Origin of the sequence: Nonomuraea sp. C10, assembly GCF_008017515.1 — a bacterium.
GTDB lineage: Bacteria > Actinomycetota > Actinomycetes > Streptosporangiales > Streptosporangiaceae > Nonomuraea > Nonomuraea ferruginea.
In genome coordinates, this window is sequence record NZ_VPFF01000001.1 from 6,081,111 (window position 1) to 6,098,033 (window position 16,923).

General features: G+C 72.9%; 18 protein-coding genes. 7 read left to right on the forward strand and 11 right to left on the reverse strand.

Translation table 11 applies throughout. The features are described from left to right. Positions 1–23: 23 nt before the first annotated feature. Positions 24–560, forward strand: a complete 537-nt coding sequence (locus FR742_RS27855; protein WP_261808775.1) for a TetR/AcrR family transcriptional regulator — start codon at positions 24–26, stop codon at positions 558–560. Here the strand turns inward: FR742_RS27855 and FR742_RS27860 are convergent, their stop codons facing one another. Together FR742_RS27860 and FR742_RS27865 are read right to left on the reverse strand one after the other, a co-directional pair. After that, positions 561–1,448 carry a hypothetical protein gene (locus FR742_RS27860; RefSeq protein ID WP_148033687.1) on the reverse strand — a complete coding sequence of 296 codons (888 nt, stop codon included), beginning with the start codon at positions 1,446–1,448 and terminating at the stop codon, positions 561–563. A 71-nt stretch (positions 1,449–1,519) separates the two neighbouring features. Continuing rightward, positions 1,520–2,113 (reverse strand): TetR/AcrR family transcriptional regulator, encoded by a 594-nt coding sequence (locus FR742_RS27865; RefSeq protein WP_148033688.1) that lies wholly within the window; start codon positions 2,111–2,113, stop codon positions 1,520–1,522. A 75-nt stretch (positions 2,114–2,188) separates the two neighbouring features. Between FR742_RS27865 and FR742_RS27870 the strand changes: the two genes are divergently transcribed. Continuing rightward, positions 2,189–3,184, forward strand: a complete 996-nt coding sequence (locus tag FR742_RS27870) for an SDR family NAD(P)-dependent oxidoreductase (protein WP_148033689.1) — start codon at positions 2,189–2,191, stop codon at positions 3,182–3,184. Positions 3,185–3,210: 26 nt separating this feature from the next. Here FR742_RS27870 and FR742_RS27875 read toward each other — a convergent pair whose 3' ends face one another. From FR742_RS27875 to FR742_RS27885, 3 genes are all read right to left on the reverse strand, one after another. Next, positions 3,211–5,469, reverse strand: coding sequence for a serine/threonine-protein kinase (locus FR742_RS27875; protein WP_148033690.1), 2,259 nt, complete (start codon positions 5,467–5,469; stop codon positions 3,211–3,213). Between the two features lie 108 nt (positions 5,470–5,577). Next, on the reverse strand, positions 5,578–6,999 hold the full coding sequence (locus FR742_RS27880; protein ID WP_148033691.1) for a serine/threonine-protein kinase: 1,422 nt from the start codon (positions 6,997–6,999) through the stop codon (positions 5,578–5,580). A gap of 20 nt (positions 7,000–7,019) precedes the next feature. Further along, complete coding sequence (locus tag FR742_RS27885; protein ID WP_148033692.1) at positions 7,020–7,583, reverse strand: TetR/AcrR family transcriptional regulator; 564 nt, start codon at positions 7,581–7,583, stop codon at positions 7,020–7,022. A 62-nt stretch (positions 7,584–7,645) separates the two neighbouring features. On the opposite strand from FR742_RS27885, the gene FR742_RS27890 reads away from it, so the two are divergent. After that, positions 7,646–8,179: a hypothetical protein gene (locus tag FR742_RS27890; protein WP_148033693.1), complete on the forward strand. Its 534-nt coding sequence runs from the start codon at positions 7,646–7,648 to the stop codon at positions 8,177–8,179. Here the strand turns inward: FR742_RS27890 and FR742_RS27895 are convergent. Further along, complete coding sequence (locus FR742_RS27895; RefSeq protein ID WP_148033694.1) at positions 8,139–8,603, reverse strand: MarR family winged helix-turn-helix transcriptional regulator; 465 nt, start codon at positions 8,601–8,603, stop codon at positions 8,139–8,141. The two genes, FR742_RS27890 and FR742_RS27895, sit on opposite strands and share 41 nt — an antisense overlap. 79 nt (positions 8,604–8,682) lie before the next feature. On the opposite strand from FR742_RS27895, the gene FR742_RS27900 reads away from it, so the two are divergent. Genes FR742_RS27900 through FR742_RS27910 form a run of 3 tightly spaced genes read left to right on the forward strand, consistent with a single transcriptional unit; the run spans position 8,683 to position 10,236 of the window. After that, complete coding sequence (locus FR742_RS27900; protein ID WP_148033695.1) at positions 8,683–9,501, forward strand: HipA family kinase; 819 nt, start codon at positions 8,683–8,685, stop codon at positions 9,499–9,501. Continuing rightward, entirely contained in the window at positions 9,498–9,875 is a 378-nt protein-coding gene (locus FR742_RS27905) for a DUF3037 domain-containing protein (RefSeq protein ID WP_148033696.1), read from the forward strand. Before FR742_RS27900 ends, FR742_RS27905 begins: the two co-directional genes overlap by 4 nt. A gap of 58 nt (positions 9,876–9,933) precedes the next feature. Further along, entirely contained in the window at positions 9,934–10,236 is a 303-nt protein-coding gene (locus FR742_RS27910; protein ID WP_148033697.1) for a hypothetical protein, read from the forward strand. Here the strand turns inward: FR742_RS27910 and FR742_RS27915 are convergent. The 3 genes from FR742_RS27915 to FR742_RS27925 form a co-directional block, all read right to left on the reverse strand. Then, complete coding sequence (locus FR742_RS27915; RefSeq protein ID WP_148034860.1) at positions 10,217–11,059, reverse strand: GNAT family N-acetyltransferase; 843 nt, start codon at positions 11,057–11,059, stop codon at positions 10,217–10,219. The two genes, FR742_RS27910 and FR742_RS27915, sit on opposite strands and share 20 nt — an antisense overlap. A 36-nt stretch (positions 11,060–11,095) precedes the next feature. Continuing rightward, positions 11,096–12,697 carry an alpha/beta hydrolase gene (locus FR742_RS27920; RefSeq protein WP_261808776.1) on the reverse strand — a complete coding sequence of 534 codons (1,602 nt, stop codon included), beginning with the start codon at positions 12,695–12,697 and terminating at the stop codon, positions 11,096–11,098. A 122-nt stretch (positions 12,698–12,819) separates the two neighbouring features. Then, on the reverse strand, positions 12,820–13,437 hold the full coding sequence (locus FR742_RS27925; RefSeq protein ID WP_148033698.1) for a hemerythrin domain-containing protein: 618 nt from the start codon (positions 13,435–13,437) through the stop codon (positions 12,820–12,822). A gap of 124 nt (positions 13,438–13,561) precedes the next feature. Between FR742_RS27925 and FR742_RS27930 the strand changes: the two genes are divergently transcribed. Continuing rightward, positions 13,562–14,398 (forward strand): MarR family winged helix-turn-helix transcriptional regulator, encoded by an 837-nt coding sequence (locus FR742_RS27930; protein ID WP_148033699.1) that lies wholly within the window; start codon positions 13,562–13,564, stop codon positions 14,396–14,398. A 20-nt stretch (positions 14,399–14,418) separates the two neighbouring features. On the opposite strand, the gene ispG is transcribed toward FR742_RS27930, so the two are convergent. Together ispG and dxr are read right to left on the reverse strand one after the other, a co-directional pair. Then, complete coding sequence (ispG, locus tag FR742_RS27935; protein WP_148033700.1) at positions 14,419–15,585, reverse strand: flavodoxin-dependent (E)-4-hydroxy-3-methylbut-2-enyl-diphosphate synthase; 1,167 nt, start codon at positions 15,583–15,585, stop codon at positions 14,419–14,421. Positions 15,586–15,626: 41 nt separating this feature from the next. Then, entirely contained in the window at positions 15,627–16,817 is a 1,191-nt protein-coding gene (dxr, locus tag FR742_RS27940) for a 1-deoxy-D-xylulose-5-phosphate reductoisomerase (protein WP_261808777.1), read from the reverse strand. Positions 16,818–16,923: the final 106 nt, after the last annotated feature.

Below are 16,923 nucleotides of genomic sequence, written 5' to 3' on the forward strand. Positions count from 1 at the left end.
GGTTGCGCGAACCCGGAAATGAGATGATGACCACAGCCGACGACACCCGCAGCCGCATCCTGGCCGCCGCCCGTGAGCTCTTCGCCGAGCGCGGCTACGCCAACACTTCCCTGGCCGACATCGCCGCCGCCGTGGGCCTGACCAAGACCGCGATCGCGTACCACTTCCACCCCAAGGACAGGCTCGCCGCCGAGCTCATCGCCCCGGCGGCGGAGGACATGATCGCCCTGCTGGGCGCCGACTTCGCGGGCGACCGCCGCGCTTTCGTGACGGCGCTGGCCGGCTTCATGGTGCGGCACCGGGCGGTGATGCGGCTCTTCATGGAGGACCTCGGCACCGCCGACGCCGCCCCTCCGGGCTCGACGGGCGAGGCGGTCAGGACCTTCCGCGACGAGATCTACCTCAAGCTCGTCGGCCCCCGTCCGGACGACGCCGCGACGGTGCGCGGCTGGGCCGTCCTCGGCGCCCTGCAGTCGGCCGTCGTGCACACCATGGACCTCCCCCAGGACCAGGTCCACGCCACCCTCCTGCGGGCCGCCCTCGCCATCGAAGACCTCTAGTCAGTCGAAGAGCTCGTCGACGGTGGCGACGCTCATCGCGCGGACGAGCCACGTGTCGAGCCGCGCCACCTCGGCGCACCCCTCGATCCGCGCCCGCGCCGCCTCGTCCACGGCCACCCCCCTGCGCTCCAGCAACAGCAGAATCGACCTCGTCTCCCCGCGGACCTGCCCTTCCTCCCGCCCTTTCGCCCGCCCTTCCTCCCGCAACTGCTGGGCGAACTCGGACTGGTAACGGTACGTCCCGGTGGACATCATCTTCCTCCAGAGCTGCCGGGCTGTGGTGTCGCCGAGGCCGACTTCGATGAACTCGGCGAGGAAACCCGCATCATCGACGTCGAGGGTGTCCAGCGCTGGTGCCAGCGCCTCCAGTATGGCATTCACGCTACGTGAGAGGGCGTGCGCGAGCGCGGAGAACACGGCGAGGACCACGTCCTCCGCCGCCACGGCGGGATCGACGACGGCGGGGACGTTGTCGGGGCCCAGGGCGATCGGCCACATGGTCATGGTCGGCATGCCGGGAAGGCCGATCGACTTCGGGCCCCGGGCCCAACGCGCGGTGGACGCGTGCTGACAGATGACGATCAGCACGACCTCGCGCCGGAACTTCGCATGCAGGTAGCTGATGTAGTAGGCCCAGGCGGGAGGCTTCTCGTGGTCCCGCTTCCCCTGTGACTCGATGATGACCAGGTGTTCGCCGAGCTCGGACTTCACCTGGAGCAACGTGTCGACGCGTCGCTCGATCGGCAGGATCTCCGTGAGGTCGGTGTTGACCACCGACAACGAGCTGACTTCGGGGAACGGGATGTCCAGCGCCTTGAGGGTGCGGGAGAAGAGCGAGGGTTCCTCCTGGAAGATGCGGTGGAGGGCCTCGTGCGGCGCCGATGGCATGCGCTCTACGTTACCAGTCGATTACTATGGGTTGAACGAGGCGGCACCCCCGGGAGTCACGCGAGCCGACGTCACTTCGGCAGGTGGGTGGCGGCGGTGGCCGGGGCTTTCAGCATGGCCTCGCGGACCTGCGTCGGTGAAAGGCCGTGGCGCAGGGCGACGACCGCGGCGGCGCTGACCGCGCCGATCGCCGCGCCGGCGACGGCCGCCGCCGCCACGGGGTCCAGCTCGTCCGGGTAGGCGTGGTGGAGCGCGTCGGCCAGGGCGGTCTGGGCGGTGGCCATGCGCTGCAGCAGCCGCGCCTGGACCGCCGGCTCGGTCGCCACGAGCCGGGCGCGGGCGGCGGCCAGGCCGGTCGGGAGGTCCTTCGCGGAGGCGTCGGCGACCATCGCGCCGATCGCCCGGACCAGCGCGTCACCCGGAGTCTCGCCGGGCCGCCGGTCGCCGAGCGCCGCGACGCCCAGATCGACCCTGGGGACGCTGTTGGCCAGCAGCACGTCCTCCTTGGCCGCGAAGTGCAGGAAGAACGTGCGCGTCGAGAGCTGGGCCGCGGCGGCGATCTGCGCGACCGTCGTCCGCTCGTACCCCTTCTCCTCGAACAACCGGACGGCGGCCTCGACCAGCGCCTCCCGGGTTCGTTCCTTCTTCGCCTCACGCAGCCCCATGCCCGCGACTTTACTACATCGCATGTATTGCTACATTGAGTGTATTAATGCACGAGTGCAGCGGAAGGAGCTGTCATGGGCACCCTGGACGGACGGGTCGCGCTCATCACCGGCGCGGGACGCGGGATCGGCAGGCAGGAGGCGCTCTTCTTCGCCTCCGAGGGAGCGAAGGTCGTGGTCAACGACCCGGGCGTCACGCCGGAGGGCACCGGCGGCGACGCGGGCGTGGCCGGGGCCGTGGCCGACGAGATCAGGGCCGCCGGAGGCCAGGCCGTGGCCAGCACCGACGACGTCACCGACTGGGACGGGGCCAGGCGGATGGTCCAGACCGCGGTGGAGACGTTCGGCGATCTGGACGTGGTGGTCAACAACGCCGCCATCCACCGCAGGCGGGCGCTCGTGAACATGACGGAGGACGAGTTCGACGCCGTGCTGGCGGTGCACCTCAAGGGGACGTTCGCGGTCACCAGGTGGGCCGCCCGTCACTGGCGCGACCAGGGGGACACCCGCGACCGCGCGGTGGTCAACACCGTGTCCGCGTCGGGGCTGCTGCTGCCCGGCATCACGCAGGGCAACTACGCCGCGGCCAAGGCCGGTATCGCGGCGCTGACCACCGCCCACGCCGTGGAGCTCGCCCGGTACGGGGTGCGGGTCAACGCCGTGTCCCCGTCCATGGCCCGTACCCGGCTCACCGAGGGCGTCCCCGGGATGTCCGGCCCGCCGGACGGCCCCGAAATGTCCGGCCCGCCGGCCGGCGCGTTCGACCCGCTCGACCCCGCGCTGACAGCTCACGTCGCGGCCTACCTGGCCACGCCGGGGTGCCCGGTCAACGGGCAGGTGCTGGCGGTACGGGGGACGTCCGTGACAGTCCTGAACGGGTGGAGCGCCGGCGAGAGCGTGACCAAGGACGGCGCGCCCTGGACGGTCGCCGAACTCGGCGAGGCCATGGCGGCGCTTCCCCGGCGGGACCCGCTGGCGGAGGCGGTGGCGATGGTGGGAGGCAGTCTCGGCGACGGCAACCGCGACAAACTGCTGGCCATGGTCGACGCCATGCTCGCCGACCCCCGCTGACCCGGCCCCGGTGAGGAGAGGCCCTGTCAGGGCTCGGTCGAAGGTTCCGGGGTGGGGGTGGGAGTGGGCTCGGTGGGGTCGGGGCCGTCGGGAGGCCGGGCGCCGACCGTGATCGAGACGCGGGCGCCGGGTTCGGCGCAGGTGCCAGGGGCGGGGTCCTGGGCGATGGCGACGTTCCACTGGGACTCGTCCTCGACCACCTGCGTGCGTACCACCGGGACGAGGCCGGCGGCGCGGAGGGCCGCGAGCGCGCCGTCGCGCGGCTGACCGGCCACCGGGGGCACGGGGGCGCCGCGGCGGGCCACGACCAGCGCGACCGGGGTGCCGCCCGAGACCCTGGCGCCCGCCTCCGGGGCCGTGGACAGGACCTGGCCGTCCGGCTTCGCCGCGCAGGAGGTGGTGACCTTGCCCACCTTCAGGCCGGCGCCGGTGACCGCCGCCTCGGCCGCCTCGCGCCGCTCGCCGGTGACCGCGGGCACCTTCACCCCCGCCGACACCTCCAGCGCGACGGCCGAGCCCTTGGCGACGTGCGTGCCGGCGGCCGGTCGGGAGGCGAGCACCTGGCCGATCTTCCGCGGTGAGTCGGCCTTGGTGATGTCGCCGGCGGCGAGCCCGGCGCGTTCGAGCGCCCTGACGGCGGCGGCCCGGGAGAGCCCGGCCAGGGCGGGCACGGCGATCTCCACCGGTTTCCGGACGGGCGGCTCCTTCGACGCCGGGGTCCGGTCGTCCTGCGAACGTTCCTCCGTCGGCGGCCGCTCCTTGACGGGCTGGTCGTCGGCCGCCTGTCCGGACGGCTCGGCGGTGGGTCCGGAGGTCGGCGTACCGGCCCGTACCCGCATGCCGTCCTCCCTGAACAGCGGCACGAACAGGCTCACCAGCACAGCCGCGGTCACCAGCAGCGCCCCGACCACCGCCAGCCCCGCCTTCCCCAGCGCCCGCCGCGGCGACCCGGGCCCGCCCGTCCCCACCCGCGAACCACCCTCACGCCCCGGCGGCCCGGCCGTGTAAGGCCCGCCCGTCCCCACGCGCGGCGCAGCCTCGCGCCCCGACGAGTCGGCCGAGTAGGGGAGGCCAGGCGGAGCCGTCCCTTCCCGCTCGGGCGGGGCGGGCTCGCGTGGCACTCGCTCGACGGGATACCCGGCGGGTGACCCGCGATAGGCTGCGCCGCCCAGCCTCGGCCTCGCCTCCCGCGCAGAGTCACCTGCCCCAGACTGCCCGGTGCCGCCTGCCGCCGGAGGCGATGCGTCGTCTCGGTCCCCTCCGGACGAAGGCCCGCCGTGATCGCTGCGGTCCTCCTCCGACCCGCCGTCACCTGGTCGGCTGGACGAGGGAGCGGGTGGTTCCGGCAGGTGGTAGTCGTCCGGGGTGCCCGTGGTCTCCGGTTCCGCGAGAGGGACCGGGCGGGAGTCGGCGACCGGCGGGCGGGGCGGGGGGACGGCACGGAGGATGTGCGGCGGAGGCGAGCGCAGCACCTCCGCCGGCACGCCTTCCGACGTACCCAGCAGTTCCAGCAACAAGTCCCGGCTGGTCGGCCGGTTTCTGGCGTCCTTGTCGAGGCACGCCTCCACCAGTGCCCTGAGCGGCCCTTCCAGGCTCCCCAGGTCGGGCGGCGCGGTGAGGATGCGGTGCAGCACCGGCGCCACCGAGTCCTGCCCGAACGGCGCCGTCCCGTTGGCGGCGAAGCAGATGGTGGCGCCCCACGAGAACACGTCCACCGCCCCGGTGACCGCGCTCGCGGTGATCTGCTCGGGAGCCATGTACGCGGGAGTGCCGACGCTCCTGTTGGACAGCGTGGCGGCCGCGTCGAGCGCCCTGGCCAGGCCGAAGTCGATGACCCGCGGCCCGTCGGGCCCGAGGAGCACGTTCTGCGGCTTGAAGTCGCGGTGCACGATGCCCGCGCGGTGGATCGCCGCGATGGCCGTGACGGTGCCGACGGCGAGCCGCTCCAGCCCGCCGCCGCGCCGCGGCCCGGTGAGCATGACCTCGCGGGCCAGCGAGGGCCCGTCGACGTACTCGCTGACGATGTACGGCCTGCCCTCGTCGAACCCGGCGTCCACCACCTGGGCGGTGCAGAACCTGGCCACGTGCTTGGCCAGCTCCACCTCCCGCAGGAACGCCCCGCGCCCGTCGCCCACCGGCCCGTGGAGCAGCTTGACCGCGTAGCTCTCTCCGGCGAGGGTGCCGAGGAACACCACACCCTGGCCGCCCTCGCCCAGACGCCCGGACAGCTCGTAGGGCCCGAGTGTCCGTGGATCCCCCGTCCTGAGCGGCTGCGCCGTTGGCACGGGGCGCCTCCCCTCGCCGCCACCCCACCTACCCTTCCCACTGAAGCAGCCGGTGGCGGAGAGTCAACGGCGGCCGGGCCATCGCCACCTGACCGTGACCGTTCGAGGTCAGGACGACCGGGCGACCTTGCCCGAATACGTCACTTCTTCCTCACCCTGGCGGGTGACCGTGATGACCATCTGGCCACTGTCGCCGATCGGCCGCATCCGGAGCGTTCCCGGATGGCACGCGGTGCCGGCGACGTGCAGCAGTTCGTACACGAGGTCGCCCACGGGCCGCAGGATGCCGGAGCAGTGCAGATCGGCGCCCCACCGCATGCTGGACTCCCCGCCGTCATCGAGCCGGATGTCGACGGGGAACACCCGCCCGGCGCTGGGATGCGTCGCCGAACCGGTCCAGCGCCCCGCCCGGCCCTCACCCTGCGGCCAGAGCACGAACGCGGCCACCGCGCACGCCGCCAGCAGGGCCGCGGCGACGACGGGCCACTTCGCTAATCGCCGCTTGACCGGCGGAGCCTGCCATACGGGCGCGGCGGTGTCGACGAGCCGCGCGAGCGCCCGGCTCCCGGTGAGCTCGGGCCGGCCGGTCAGAGGCACCCGCCACGCCACGGTGGCCGGCCCGTCGGTGCTCGCGTCAGCGGATGGGGCGGGCCGCGTGCCACCGGGCGGCACGGGACCGGAGGCGGACCCGAGCGCGGCCATGGCGCCCGAGGTCAGCACGTCGCCGGTGGCGTCCTGGCCGAGCAGGCGCCGCAGCACCTCCTCCGCGTCCGGCCGGTCGCCGGGCTCGGGCGCCAGGCAGGCGTCGACGATCGCCCTGAGCGGCCCGGACAGCGTGCCCAGGGCCGGCTTCCCGTACAGGATGCGCGCCATGACCTCCTGGACCGTCGCCGCCGTGAACGCGTGGCGGCCCGTGGCGGTGAAGGCGACGGTCAGCGCCCACGCGTAGAGGTCGGCGGGCGGCCCCGCGGGCTCGCCCTTGATGCGCTCGGGGGCGAGGTACGAGGGCGTGCCGACGGGGATCTTGCCGGTGGTCGCGGTGCCGTCCATCAGCCGGGAGACGCCGAAGTCGATCACCCGCGGCCCGTCGAGGCTGAGCAGCACGTTGCCGGGCTTGAAGTCGCGGTGCACGACCCCGGCCCGGTGGATGGCGCCCAGGGCGGTGGCGGTGCCGATGGCCAGCCGGTGGAGCGAGCCTCCGGTGCGCGGCCCCTGCTCGGCGATGTGCTCGCGGAGCGAGACGCCGTCGACGTACTCGCTCACCAGGTAGGGCCGGTCGCCTTCGAGGTCGGCGTCGAGGAGCTGGGCGGTGCAGAAGGGCGCCACCCTGCGCACCGCCTCGACCTCGGCCAGGAACCGCCGCCGCACCGCCGGGTCGGCCGACAGGCTGGCGTGCAGCAGCTTGACCGCGACCTGCGCGCCCTGGCCGGTGTGGCCGAGGTAGACGACGCCCTGCCCGCCCTGGCCGAGCCGCGCCGAGAGCCGGTACGCGCCCAGCAGGCGCGGGTCATCGGCTCGGAGCTCGGACATAAGGCGTCATTATTGCAGGATCATGGAGGCCCGGACGGGTCGTTCCCGGTCAGCCCGAGCTCCGCCATGGCGAGACCGGCCAGGTCGTCGGGCATCTCCCGGATCGTCCCGATGCGCACGAGGGCGGCGACGCCGAGGTAACCGCCGTAGGCGGCGAGCACCCGCCGGCGCGCCTCCTGCCGGGGCAGCCCGAGCTCGCGCAGCACGCCCTCCATGTAGGCGAGGCGCCGCTCGCTCACCCGGCGCGCCACCTCACCGACCAGCGGGTCGTCGGCCTCGCTGATCAGCCGGAACGCGATCGCGGCGTCCCGTCCCTCGCCGAACGCCCGCTCCAGCAGCACGCGCATGCGCTCCAGCGGGTCGGCGACGTCCTCCAGCCGGGCGATGACCCGCTCGGTCTGCGCCTCCCAGCGCCGCAGCGCGGCTTCCAGCAGCGCCCGCCGGTTGGCGAAGTGCCAGTAGAAGCTGCCCTTGGACACGCCCAGCCGGGCGGCCACCGGCTCCACGGCGACGGCGGCGACGCCGCCTTCCGCCAGCGCGGCCAGGGCCGCCTCCGCCCAGTCGTCCGCACTCAGTCGTCCCACCCGGCCAGCCTTCCATACGGTGGCGTATAGTCCGAACCATACGCAACCGTACGGAGGCTCCAGTGGTCACCAGCGCCGCCCGGCTCATCCCCCGGCCCGACGTGTCCGAACGGCACGCGATCCTGATCGACGCCTCCCGGGAGCGCGTGTGGGAGGCGCTCACCGGCATGAGCGCGGACGACGTCCCCCTGGCCAAGCCCCTCTTCGCCGCCCGGTCGCTGGTCTCCCGCCTGGTCCACGGCCGCACGCCGGAGCCAGGCCCCGGCTTCACCCCGCTGGTCGTGGACCCGGGCCGGGAGGTGGTGCTCGGCCTGATCGGCCAGTGGTGGCGGCTGGGCAGGTCGCAGGACGTGCCGGTCGGCTCGCTTGAGACATTCGAGGCGTTCGACCGGCCCGGGTTCGCCAAGGGCACGTTCGCCTTCTCCTTGGCGGAGGAAGGCGGCCGCATCCGGCTGACGACGGAGACGCGGGTGGTCGCCACCAGCCCCGACGCGCTGCGCGCCTTCCGCCCGTACTGGATCGTCATCCGGCCGGGCAGCGGGCTCATCCGCCGCCTCATCCTCTCGGCGGTGCGCTCCCGGGCTCTGCGGTCTTGAGGTTGTCCAGCATCCGCCGGAGCAGGCCGGCCATCTGAGCCATCTCCTCCCCCGAGAACCCGGCGAACACCCGCCGGCTGATCGCGCCGAATATCGGCGTCAGCTCCGGCACCAGCGCCTGGCCCTCGGGGGTGAGCTCGATGACGACGGACCTGCGGTCGCCGGGGTGCGGGGCCCGCCGCACCAGCCCTTTGGCCTGCAGCCGGTCCAGCAGCCTGGTCATGCCCGCGGTGTCGGTGCCCAGGTGGTGCTTGAGCTCACTGGGGGTGGCGTTGCCGGCGGCGGCGTTCCCCAGCAGGGCGGCCTGCTGCACGGTCAGGCCGTACGGCGCGAGCAGGCGTTCGGTCTCGGTGTTGAGCTCCCGCCCGACGAGGGCCAGCAGGGAGCCGCCACCCAGCACGAGAGCGATCGAGGCTTCGGTCATGCGCCGATGATAGCTGTTCGAACAGTTACTGTCGCAACAGTTATTTTGCCCGCGCTGCTCGGCGCGATAGGTTTTGCGGGTGCTGGAACAGGTTGTGGCGACGCGTTACGTGACGCCGCTGCGCGAGGGCGGGTCGTTGCCCGGCGTGGTCGAGGGCGACGACCTCGGCACCTACGTGGTCAAGTTCCGGGAGGCCGGCCAGGGCCGCCGGGTCTTGGTCGCCGAGATCATCGCCGGCGAGCTGGCCCGCCGCCTCGGCTTCCGCACCCCCGAGCTCAAGGTCATCGACGTCGACCCGCAGCTCGGCGCCCGCGAGCCCGACGAGGAGGTGCAAGACCTGCTCAAAGCGAGCGCGGGCCGCAACCTGGCGGTCGACTTCCTGCCGGGCGCGCTCGGCTTCGAGCCGCTCGCCTGGGCCCCCGACCCTGCCTTCGCGGCCCGGCTGGTCTGGTTCGACGGCCTGATCCACAACCTCGACCGCACCTGGCGCAACCCCAACCTGCTGCTCTGGCACGGCGACAGCTGGCTGATCGACCACGGCGCGGCGCTCTGGTTCCACCACAACTGGAAGACGGCCGACCCGCAGCGCCCGTTCGACGCCGGCGACCACGTGCTGGCCCCGTTCGTCGAGGGCGCCGAGAGCGTCGAGGAGGCGGCCGCCGCCCTGTCCGCGCCGATCACCCGCGAGCTGCTCCAGGAGGTGACGACGCTGGTGCCCGACGAGTGGCTCGACGGCGAGCCGGGCTTCGCCTCACCAGGAGCCGTGCGCGAGGCGTACGTCGATCACCTGCTGCGGCGCGCGCACGGTCCCGGCGGGTGGCTGACCAGCGCGGCGCCGAAGGCGCAGCGGCCGGGCCCGGGGTCGGTGGGCGAGTTCTGGCGAGGTGGGCGCGGGTGAGCAGGGACGTCTACGAGTACGCCGCGATCAGGGTGGTGCCGCGGGTGGAGCGCGGCGAGCTGATCAACGCGGGCGTGCTGCTCTACTGCCAGCCGCGCGCCTACCTGTGCGCACGGGTCGAGCTGGACGCGTCCCGCCTGCGCGCCCTCGACCCCGAGGCCGACGTGGCACGGGTCGAGGAGGCGCTGGGCGCTTACGCGCTGGCCTGCGGCGACGAGGCGGGCCCGCTGTCGGCCGAGTCGCTGGGCGGCAGGTTCCGCTGGCTGACCGCGCCCCGCAGCACGATCGTGCAGACCGGCCCGGTCCACGCCGGGCTCACCGCCGACCCGGAAGCCGAGCTGACGCGCCTGTTCGACAAGCTCGTCCGGATCTGACCCCCGCCCGGCCCTTCCCGCAGGGGACGAACGTACGTAAATGACGTAAAATCCGGTCATGGCGGTGCGGCAACCCCGGCGGGTCGCCTGGGAGGCTGCCCGGATCTTCGTGCCCGCGGCCGCCACGGAAGTCTACTGGTGGCTCAGCGAGGCGGTCGGCCACTACCTCGGCGTCATGTACGAGCTCAAGCTGGCCGAGACCCGCCTGCGGCTGGCGGAGGAGCCGGGAGCGACGCCCCTGGAGATCATCACGTGGCGGATCAGCCTGGACGAGCTGCTCGACGAGCGGCCGGGCGAGCTGTCGATCCTCGCCCAGCTCGCCGAGGAGACCGCCGACCGGGTCAGAAGAGCACGGACATGAACGTGTCGACCTCGTGGAAGCCCACCCGGCGATAGACCGCCCTGGCCGAGTGGTTGAAGTCGTTCACGTACAGCGTCACCACGGGCGCGAAGCAGTCGAGCGCGGCCTCCACGATCGCGGCCATGCCCGACACCGCGTAACCCCGCCCGCGCAGGTCGGGATGGACCCACACGCCCTGGATCTGGCAGGCGTGCGGGGTCACCGCGCCGATCTCGGCCTTGAACACCACCCGGCCGCCCTCGATCCGCGCGTAAGACCGGCCGATGCGGATCAGCTCGGACACCCGCGTGCGGTAGAGCGCGCCGCCGTCGCCGAGGTTGGGCGAGACGCCCACCTCCTCGGTGAACATCGCCACGCAGGCCGGCAGCAGGATCTCGAACTCCTCCGGCCGCACCCGCCGCACCAGCGGGTCGGCGGGCACCGGCGGCCTGCGTGAGGTCGCCATGACCGGCTGCGCCCAGCGGATCGCGCGGGCCCGGCCCCAGTGCGGCTCCAGCCGCTCCCACAGCTGCCCCACCGCGTCGGCGGGACCCACGATCGAGGAGCAGCGGCGGCCCTGCTTGCGCGCGCGGTCGGCGAAGGCGTGCACCGCTTCGGGGCCCGCGTTGATCGGCACCAGGTTGGCGCCCGCGTAGCAGAGGGAGACGAGCGCGCCGCGCGGCCCGAAGCCCCACATCTGCCCGCCGAGCCGGGCCGGGTTGAGCCCCACGCTCCGCACCCGGGACGCGACGAAGACGTTCGCGACCGGGTCGGTGTCGAGCAGAGCGAGCACCTCGTCCCGGTCGCTGTCGTCGAGGACGCGCGACGCCGATGTACGCAGCATCACATGGTCAGACTACGCGAACGACCACGGAATAGCTCATCTGGCTAGCACGTCGGTGAGCCTTTCGTGACCTAGAGAGGAGCGGGACTTCATGCGGGCCTTCGGGCGCGGCTCCGGCTTGGCCGCGCACCGCGCCCCCTGGGCGGGTACGGTGCCGTCCTGCAGGTAGGCCACCAGGTGGCGATCCACGCACCGGTTGCCGGCGAACGAGATGCCGTGGTCGCCGCCCGTCTCGACCACCATGCGCGCGGTCGGGAACCTGCCGCGCATCCTGACCGCTCCCGCGTACGGGGTGGCGGCGTCGTCGCGCGACTGGAGCATGAGGATCGGCGGGAGCCGCCACGAGCCGCGCACCTTGACCGGCTCCCCGCCGCGCACCGGCCAGAACGCGCACGGGGCGTTGAACCAGGCGTTCGGCCAGGTGAGGAACGGCGCCTCCTGGTGCAGCCTGGTCATGTCGCGGCGCCAGGTGTTCCAGTCGCGCGGCCATCGCGAGTCGCGGCACTGGACGGCGAGGTAGACGGCGTAGCCGTTCTCGTCGTCCGCGTCGTTCTTGCCGTGCTTCTCCCAGGCGGCGACGAGCGGCTTCGGGTCGCCCTCGCGGACGTACGCGGACCAGGCGGCGATCAGCTCGGGCCAGACCCTCTCGCTGTAGCCGGCGATGGTGAAGGTGTCGTCCAGCTCGCTCGGGCCGACCACGCCGCCCGCCGGCTGCTCCGCCAGCCGGGAGCGCATCGCGTACCAGGCGAACCTGGTCTGCCTGGCGGTGCGACCGAGCTGGTAGGTCCGGTTGTGGCGGGCCGTCCACGCCATGAGCGCGCGGTGACGCTTCTCGAAGGCGCGGTTCTGCGTCAGGTTGCTCCGGTACCACTCGCCGTCGGGCTCCACCACGCTGTCCAGCACCAGCCGCTTGACCCGCTGCGGGAACAGGGTGGCGTAGACGGCGCCGATGTAGGTGCCGTAGGAGTAGCCGAGGTAGCTGATGCGCTGCTCGCCGAGCGCGGCGCGGATCCGGTCGAGGTCCCTGGCGACGTTCTCCGTGTTCATGTGCGGCAGCAGCCACGACCAGGCGCTGCCGCACCGGTTGGCGTAGTCGGCGGCCCGGCTGAGCAAGGTGTTCTCGTCGGCGCGATCGACCGGCACCGAGTCGGGACGGGGCGGCCGGTGGTAGACCTCGGGGTCGACGCACCGCATCGCCGGCTGGCTGGCGCCCACCCCGCGGGGGTCGAAGCCGACGACGTCGTAGCGGTCGCGCAGCTCGCGCGGCAGCGCCGCGGCCACGTACACGGCCAGGTCGCGGCCGGACGCGCCGGGGCCGCCCGGGTTGACCACCAGGGTGCCGAGATGGTTGCCGTCACGGGGCTCCTTGGCCTTGATCCGGTTGACGGACAACCTGATGGCGTGCCCCAACGGCTCCCGGTAGTCGAGCGGCACCCGTACGGTGCCGCACTGGGTGCCGAGGCTCTCCGCCAACGTGGTGAGCTTCTTCTCGCCCTTCTTCGGGCAGGCGCCCCACGTGACCCGCGCCGGCGGGGTCTCCGGCTTCGCCTCGGCGCCCACGCTCGCCGGCGCCACGCACACGCCCAGCATGGCCACGCCGCCCACCATGCCGCCCACCAGTGTCACGAACCGCTTCATCCGGCTCCTCCCCCATTCCATAGGCGAGGAATACTGCCGTACGTAGCGACTCGGTGACGGACGGTATGGAGAATTGCTTGCCATTCCGTGATGCCGCCCTGGTCTCCGGCGCGGGGTCCTCGTCAGTAGAGGTTCAGGCGGTCGTAGGCGGGGCGCCACTCGTCGCGGTACGCCTCCCGGAGGGCGGCGGGCATGCCGTCGAGGATGGCCGCCACCACCCGGGGGTCCTTGTCGTCGAGCAGCCAGGGCAGATAGGTCGGGGCGTCGCCCCCGATGCGCTCGCGGTGGGTCTGACCGAACCGGCTCCACTGCTCCTCGCCGAGCGTGGCGTCGATGAGCGCGAGCCCTTCGGACTCCTCGTGCCGCAGATGCCCGCCCAGACCGGTGACCAGGGCGTCGACCAGGCCGCCGAGCCGCTCGGCGCCGTTCTCACGGTCGGCGAGAGCGGCGTCCACGCCGTCCAGCAGCGGGTCGATGGCGGCGTGCTCGTCCTCCATCGCGTCGAGCAGCGCCAGTCCGTCGGCGCTCACGGCGTCGCGCATCGCGGGCCAGAGCGCGACGTCCTCGGACGTGTGGTGCACCCGCAGGAACTTCTTGAACAGCTCCCATCCGACGGCGGCCCGCAGGATCCGCCGCGGGTCGTCGCCGGTTTTGGCGGCGACGCGGGCGACGCGCTCCAGCTCGCGCCGGAGCGCGTCGTGCATCGCGAGCATCATCGACATGTCCAGCCGGTAGGTCATGGCTGCCTCCTCGTTCAGATGTCAACCACGCTAACCGTCACTATGGCCAATCGTCAACATGCCAACTATTTTCGCGCTTAACCATCAGCTCCATGGGTAAGCTGCCTTGCCGGAGGTGTGCCGCATGCAGGACAGGACGCTCGCGGAAACCCTGAGCAGGTCTCCAGGTAGGCTGCTGCGCCGGGTCTACGCCCGCTTCACCGCGGAGGCGCTGAGCGACGACCCGCGCTCGCGTGACTTCGTGGTCCTCGACACCCTCGCCGACCAGGACGCCGACTCCCAGCTCGAACTGGCCGAGCGGCTCGGCATCAACCGGACGATCATGGTACGGCTGGTCGACAGGCTCCAGCAGGCCGGGTACGTCACCCGTACCCGCAACCCCGCCAACCGGCGCTCCTACGTGCTGTCGATCACCGAGGAGGGCCGCAAGGCACGCGACGCCATGCGCGAGGCGGTCGCCGAACGGGACGCCCGCGTCACCGCGTCACTGACCCCCGGCGAACGCGAGCGGCTCAACGAGCTGCTCAGCCTGCTGCTGCCCGAGCCCGAGCCGCTCCGGACCACCGCCTACCTGGTGGCGCAGGCGCACTACCGGCTGCGCCGCATGGGCGACGCGCTCCTGGCCGGCTCCGGCCTGCGCACCCGCCACTTCGGCAGCCTGGCCGCCCTGGAGACCCTGACCCCGTGCGCCCAGCAGCAGCTCGCCCGCCGCCTGGACATCACCGAGCCGGCCGCCGCGCAGATCGTCGACGAGCTGGTGCGGCTCGGCCTGGTCGCCCGCGGTCAGGACCCCGCCGACCGCCGCCGCTACGCGCTGGAACTGACCCCCCTCGGCAGGCAGCGCCTCACCACCGTCCGCGAAGCCGCCGAACACCTGCAGGCGGAGATCCTGTCTCTCCTGGGCCCCGAGGCCGAGCACGAGCTCCGCGTCCTCCTCACCAAGCTCCTCCCGGACCCCTGAGAGTCGCGGAAGGCACGGGGTCAGCGCACGACGACCTCGGGCCCGGAAGCGTCGTCGTCGAGGTCGACCGCCACGCCCATCTCCTCGGCCAGGCGGAGGGCCTCCTCGATGAGGGTCTCGACGATCTGCGACTCCGGCACGGTCTTGATGACCTCGCCCTTGACGAAGATCTGGCCCTTGCCGTTGCCCGAGGCCACACCCAGGTCGGCCTCACGCGCCTCGCCTGGGCCGTTGACGACGCAGCCCATCACGGCCACCCGCAGCGGCACCTTGAGCCCTTCGAGCCCGGCCTGGACCTGGTCGGCCAGCGTGTAGACGTCGACCTGGGCGCGCCCGCACGACGGGCAGGACACGATCTCCAGCCCCCGCTCGCGCAGCCCGAGCGACTCCAGGATGGCGGTGCCGACCTTGACCTCCTCCACCGGAGGCGCCGACAGCGACACCCGGATGGTGTCGCCGATCCCCTCGGCCAGCAGCGCGCCGAACGCCACCGCCGACTTGACGGTGCCCTGGAAGGCCGGGCCCGCCTCGGTGACGCCGAGGTGGAGCGGGTAGTCGCACTGGGCCGCGAGCAGCCGGTAGGCATTGATCATGACGACCGGGTCGTTGTGCTTGACCGAGATCTTGATGTCGCGGAACCCGTGCTCCTCGAAGAGCGAGCACTCCCACAGCGCCGACTCGACCAGCGCCTCGGGCGTGGCCTTGCCGTACTTCTGCAGCAGCCGCGGATCGAGCGACCCGGCGTTGACCCCGATGCGGATCGGCACGCCGTGCTCGGCGGCGGCCCTGGCGATCTCGCCCACCTTGTCGTCGAACTTCTTGATGTTGCCCGGGTTGACGCGCACCGCCGCGCAGCCCGCCTCGATGGCGGCGAAGACGTACTTCGGCTGGAAGTGGATGTCGGCGATGACCGGGATCTGCGACTTCTTCGCGATGATCGGCAGCGCCTCCGCGTCGTCCTGGGACGGCACGGCCACCCGGACGATCTGGCAGCCGGACGCGGTGAGCTCGGCGATCTGCTGGAGGGTGGCGTTGACGTCGGCGGTGACGGTGGTGGTCATCGACTGCACGGAGACGGGCGCGTCACCGCCCACGGGCACGCCGCCGACCATGATCTGGCGGGAGTGTCGGCGTTCGGCGAGCGGCTTGGGACGGACCGTGGGGATGCCGAGTGCTACAGGAGACATTTCAACCCTTGTGTGTCGACGACGCTTCCCAGTCTAGGGAGCTAGCGGGACTGCCCGGCTGTGAGCTCCGCCGCACGGGCGCGGGCCCACGCGTCGGCGGCGAGCACCTCCTCGACGGAGCCGGCCGGGGTGACCTGATGTTCTTCGACGACCTTGGCGACCGTGTCGACGATGCCGAGGAACGGCAGCCCGCCCTTGACGAACGCCTCCACGCACACCTCGTTGGCCGCGTTGTAGACGGCCGGGGCGGTGCCGCCCGCCGAGCCGACGTGGCGGGCCAGCGCGACCGCCGGGAAGGCGGCGTCGTCGAGCGGCTCGAAGGTCCAGGTGTGGGCCCTGGTCCAGTCGACCGGCGGGGTGGCCGCGGGGACGCGCTCGGGGTGGCCGAGCGCCAGGGCGATGGGCAGCCGCATGTCGGGCGGGCTCGCCTGGGCGATGGTCGAGCCGTCGATGTACTCGACCATCGAGTGGATGATCGACTGCGGGTGGACCACGACCTCGATCCGGTCGAAGCCGAGGTCGAACAGCAGGTGGGCCTCGATCACCTCCAGGCCCTTGTTGACCAGGGTGGCCGAGTTGATGGTGATCACCGGGCCCATGGACCAGGTGGGGTGGGCCAGGGCCATCTCGGGCGTCACGCCGGTCATCTCGGCGCGGGTGCGGCCGCGGAACGGGCCGCCGCTGGCGGTGACGACCAGCCGCTTGACGGCGCCGGGATCGTGGCCCCGCGGCCCCGACGCCCACAGGCACTGCTGCAGCGCCGAGTGCTCGGAGTCGACCGGCACGAGCTGACCCGGCCTGGCCAGCCGCTTGACCAGCGGCCCGCCGACGATCAGGGACTCCTTGTTGGCCAGCGCGAGCATCCGCCCGGCCTCCAGGGCCACCAGCGTGGAGGTCAGGCCGAGCGCGCCGGTGATGGCGTTGAGCACGGTGTCGCACGGCCGGCCAGCCACCTCGGCGACCCCGTCGGCGCCGGCGAGCACCTCGGGGCTCGCCCCGTGCGCGGCCAGCGCCTCGCGCAGCGCGGGCACCGCGGCGGGATCGGCGACGGCGACGACCTCGGCCCCGGACTCGGCCGCCTGGCGGGCGAGCAGGTCAGCCCTGCCGCCCCCGGCGGCGAGGCCGGCGACCCTGAACCGGTCGGGGTTGGCGGCGATCACGTCGAGGGCCTGGGTGCCGACGGAGCCGGTGGATCCGAGGACGGTGACGGAGCGGAGGGTCGGTGCGCGCACCCGTCCATTGTCCCCCGACACCGCACGTGCCCGCGCACAGAACCCGCGACCCGCCATGAGGAATTTCACGGAAAGTAGCCGCAAGGACACATCTCGTGGTGCACAC

Excerpts from the sequence above, each read along its gene's own strand:
- FR742_RS27855 (WP_261808775.1), top strand. The coding sequence starts at position 24 with ATGATGACCACAGCCGACGACACCCGCAGCCGCATCCTGGCCGCCGCC.
- FR742_RS27860 (WP_148033687.1), bottom strand. The coding sequence starts at position 1,448 with ATGCCATCGGCGCCGCACGAGGCCCTCCACCGCATCTTCCAGGAGGAA.
- FR742_RS27865 (WP_148033688.1), bottom strand. The coding sequence starts at position 2,113 with ATGGGGCTGCGTGAGGCGAAGAAGGAACGAACCCGGGAGGCGCTGGTC.
- FR742_RS27870 (WP_148033689.1), top strand. The coding sequence starts at position 2,189 with ATGGGCACCCTGGACGGACGGGTCGCGCTCATCACCGGCGCGGGACGC.
- FR742_RS27880 (WP_148033691.1), bottom strand. The coding sequence starts at position 6,999 with ATGTCCGAGCTCCGAGCCGATGACCCGCGCCTGCTGGGCGCGTACCGG.
- FR742_RS27895 (WP_148033694.1), bottom strand. The coding sequence starts at position 8,603 with ATGACCGAAGCCTCGATCGCTCTCGTGCTGGGTGGCGGCTCCCTGCTG.
- FR742_RS27910 (WP_148033697.1), top strand. The coding sequence starts at position 9,934 with ATGGCGGTGCGGCAACCCCGGCGGGTCGCCTGGGAGGCTGCCCGGATC.
- FR742_RS27915 (WP_148034860.1), bottom strand. The coding sequence starts at position 11,059 with ATGCTGCGTACATCGGCGTCGCGCGTCCTCGACGACAGCGACCGGGAC.
- FR742_RS27920 (WP_261808776.1), bottom strand. The coding sequence starts at position 12,697 with ATGAAGCGGTTCGTGACACTGGTGGGCGGCATGGTGGGCGGCGTGGCC.
- FR742_RS27925 (WP_148033698.1), bottom strand. The coding sequence starts at position 13,437 with ATGACCTACCGGCTGGACATGTCGATGATGCTCGCGATGCACGACGCG.
- FR742_RS27930 (WP_148033699.1), top strand. The coding sequence starts at position 13,562 with ATGCAGGACAGGACGCTCGCGGAAACCCTGAGCAGGTCTCCAGGTAGG.
- ispG (WP_148033700.1), bottom strand. The coding sequence starts at position 15,585 with ATGTCTCCTGTAGCACTCGGCATCCCCACGGTCCGTCCCAAGCCGCTC.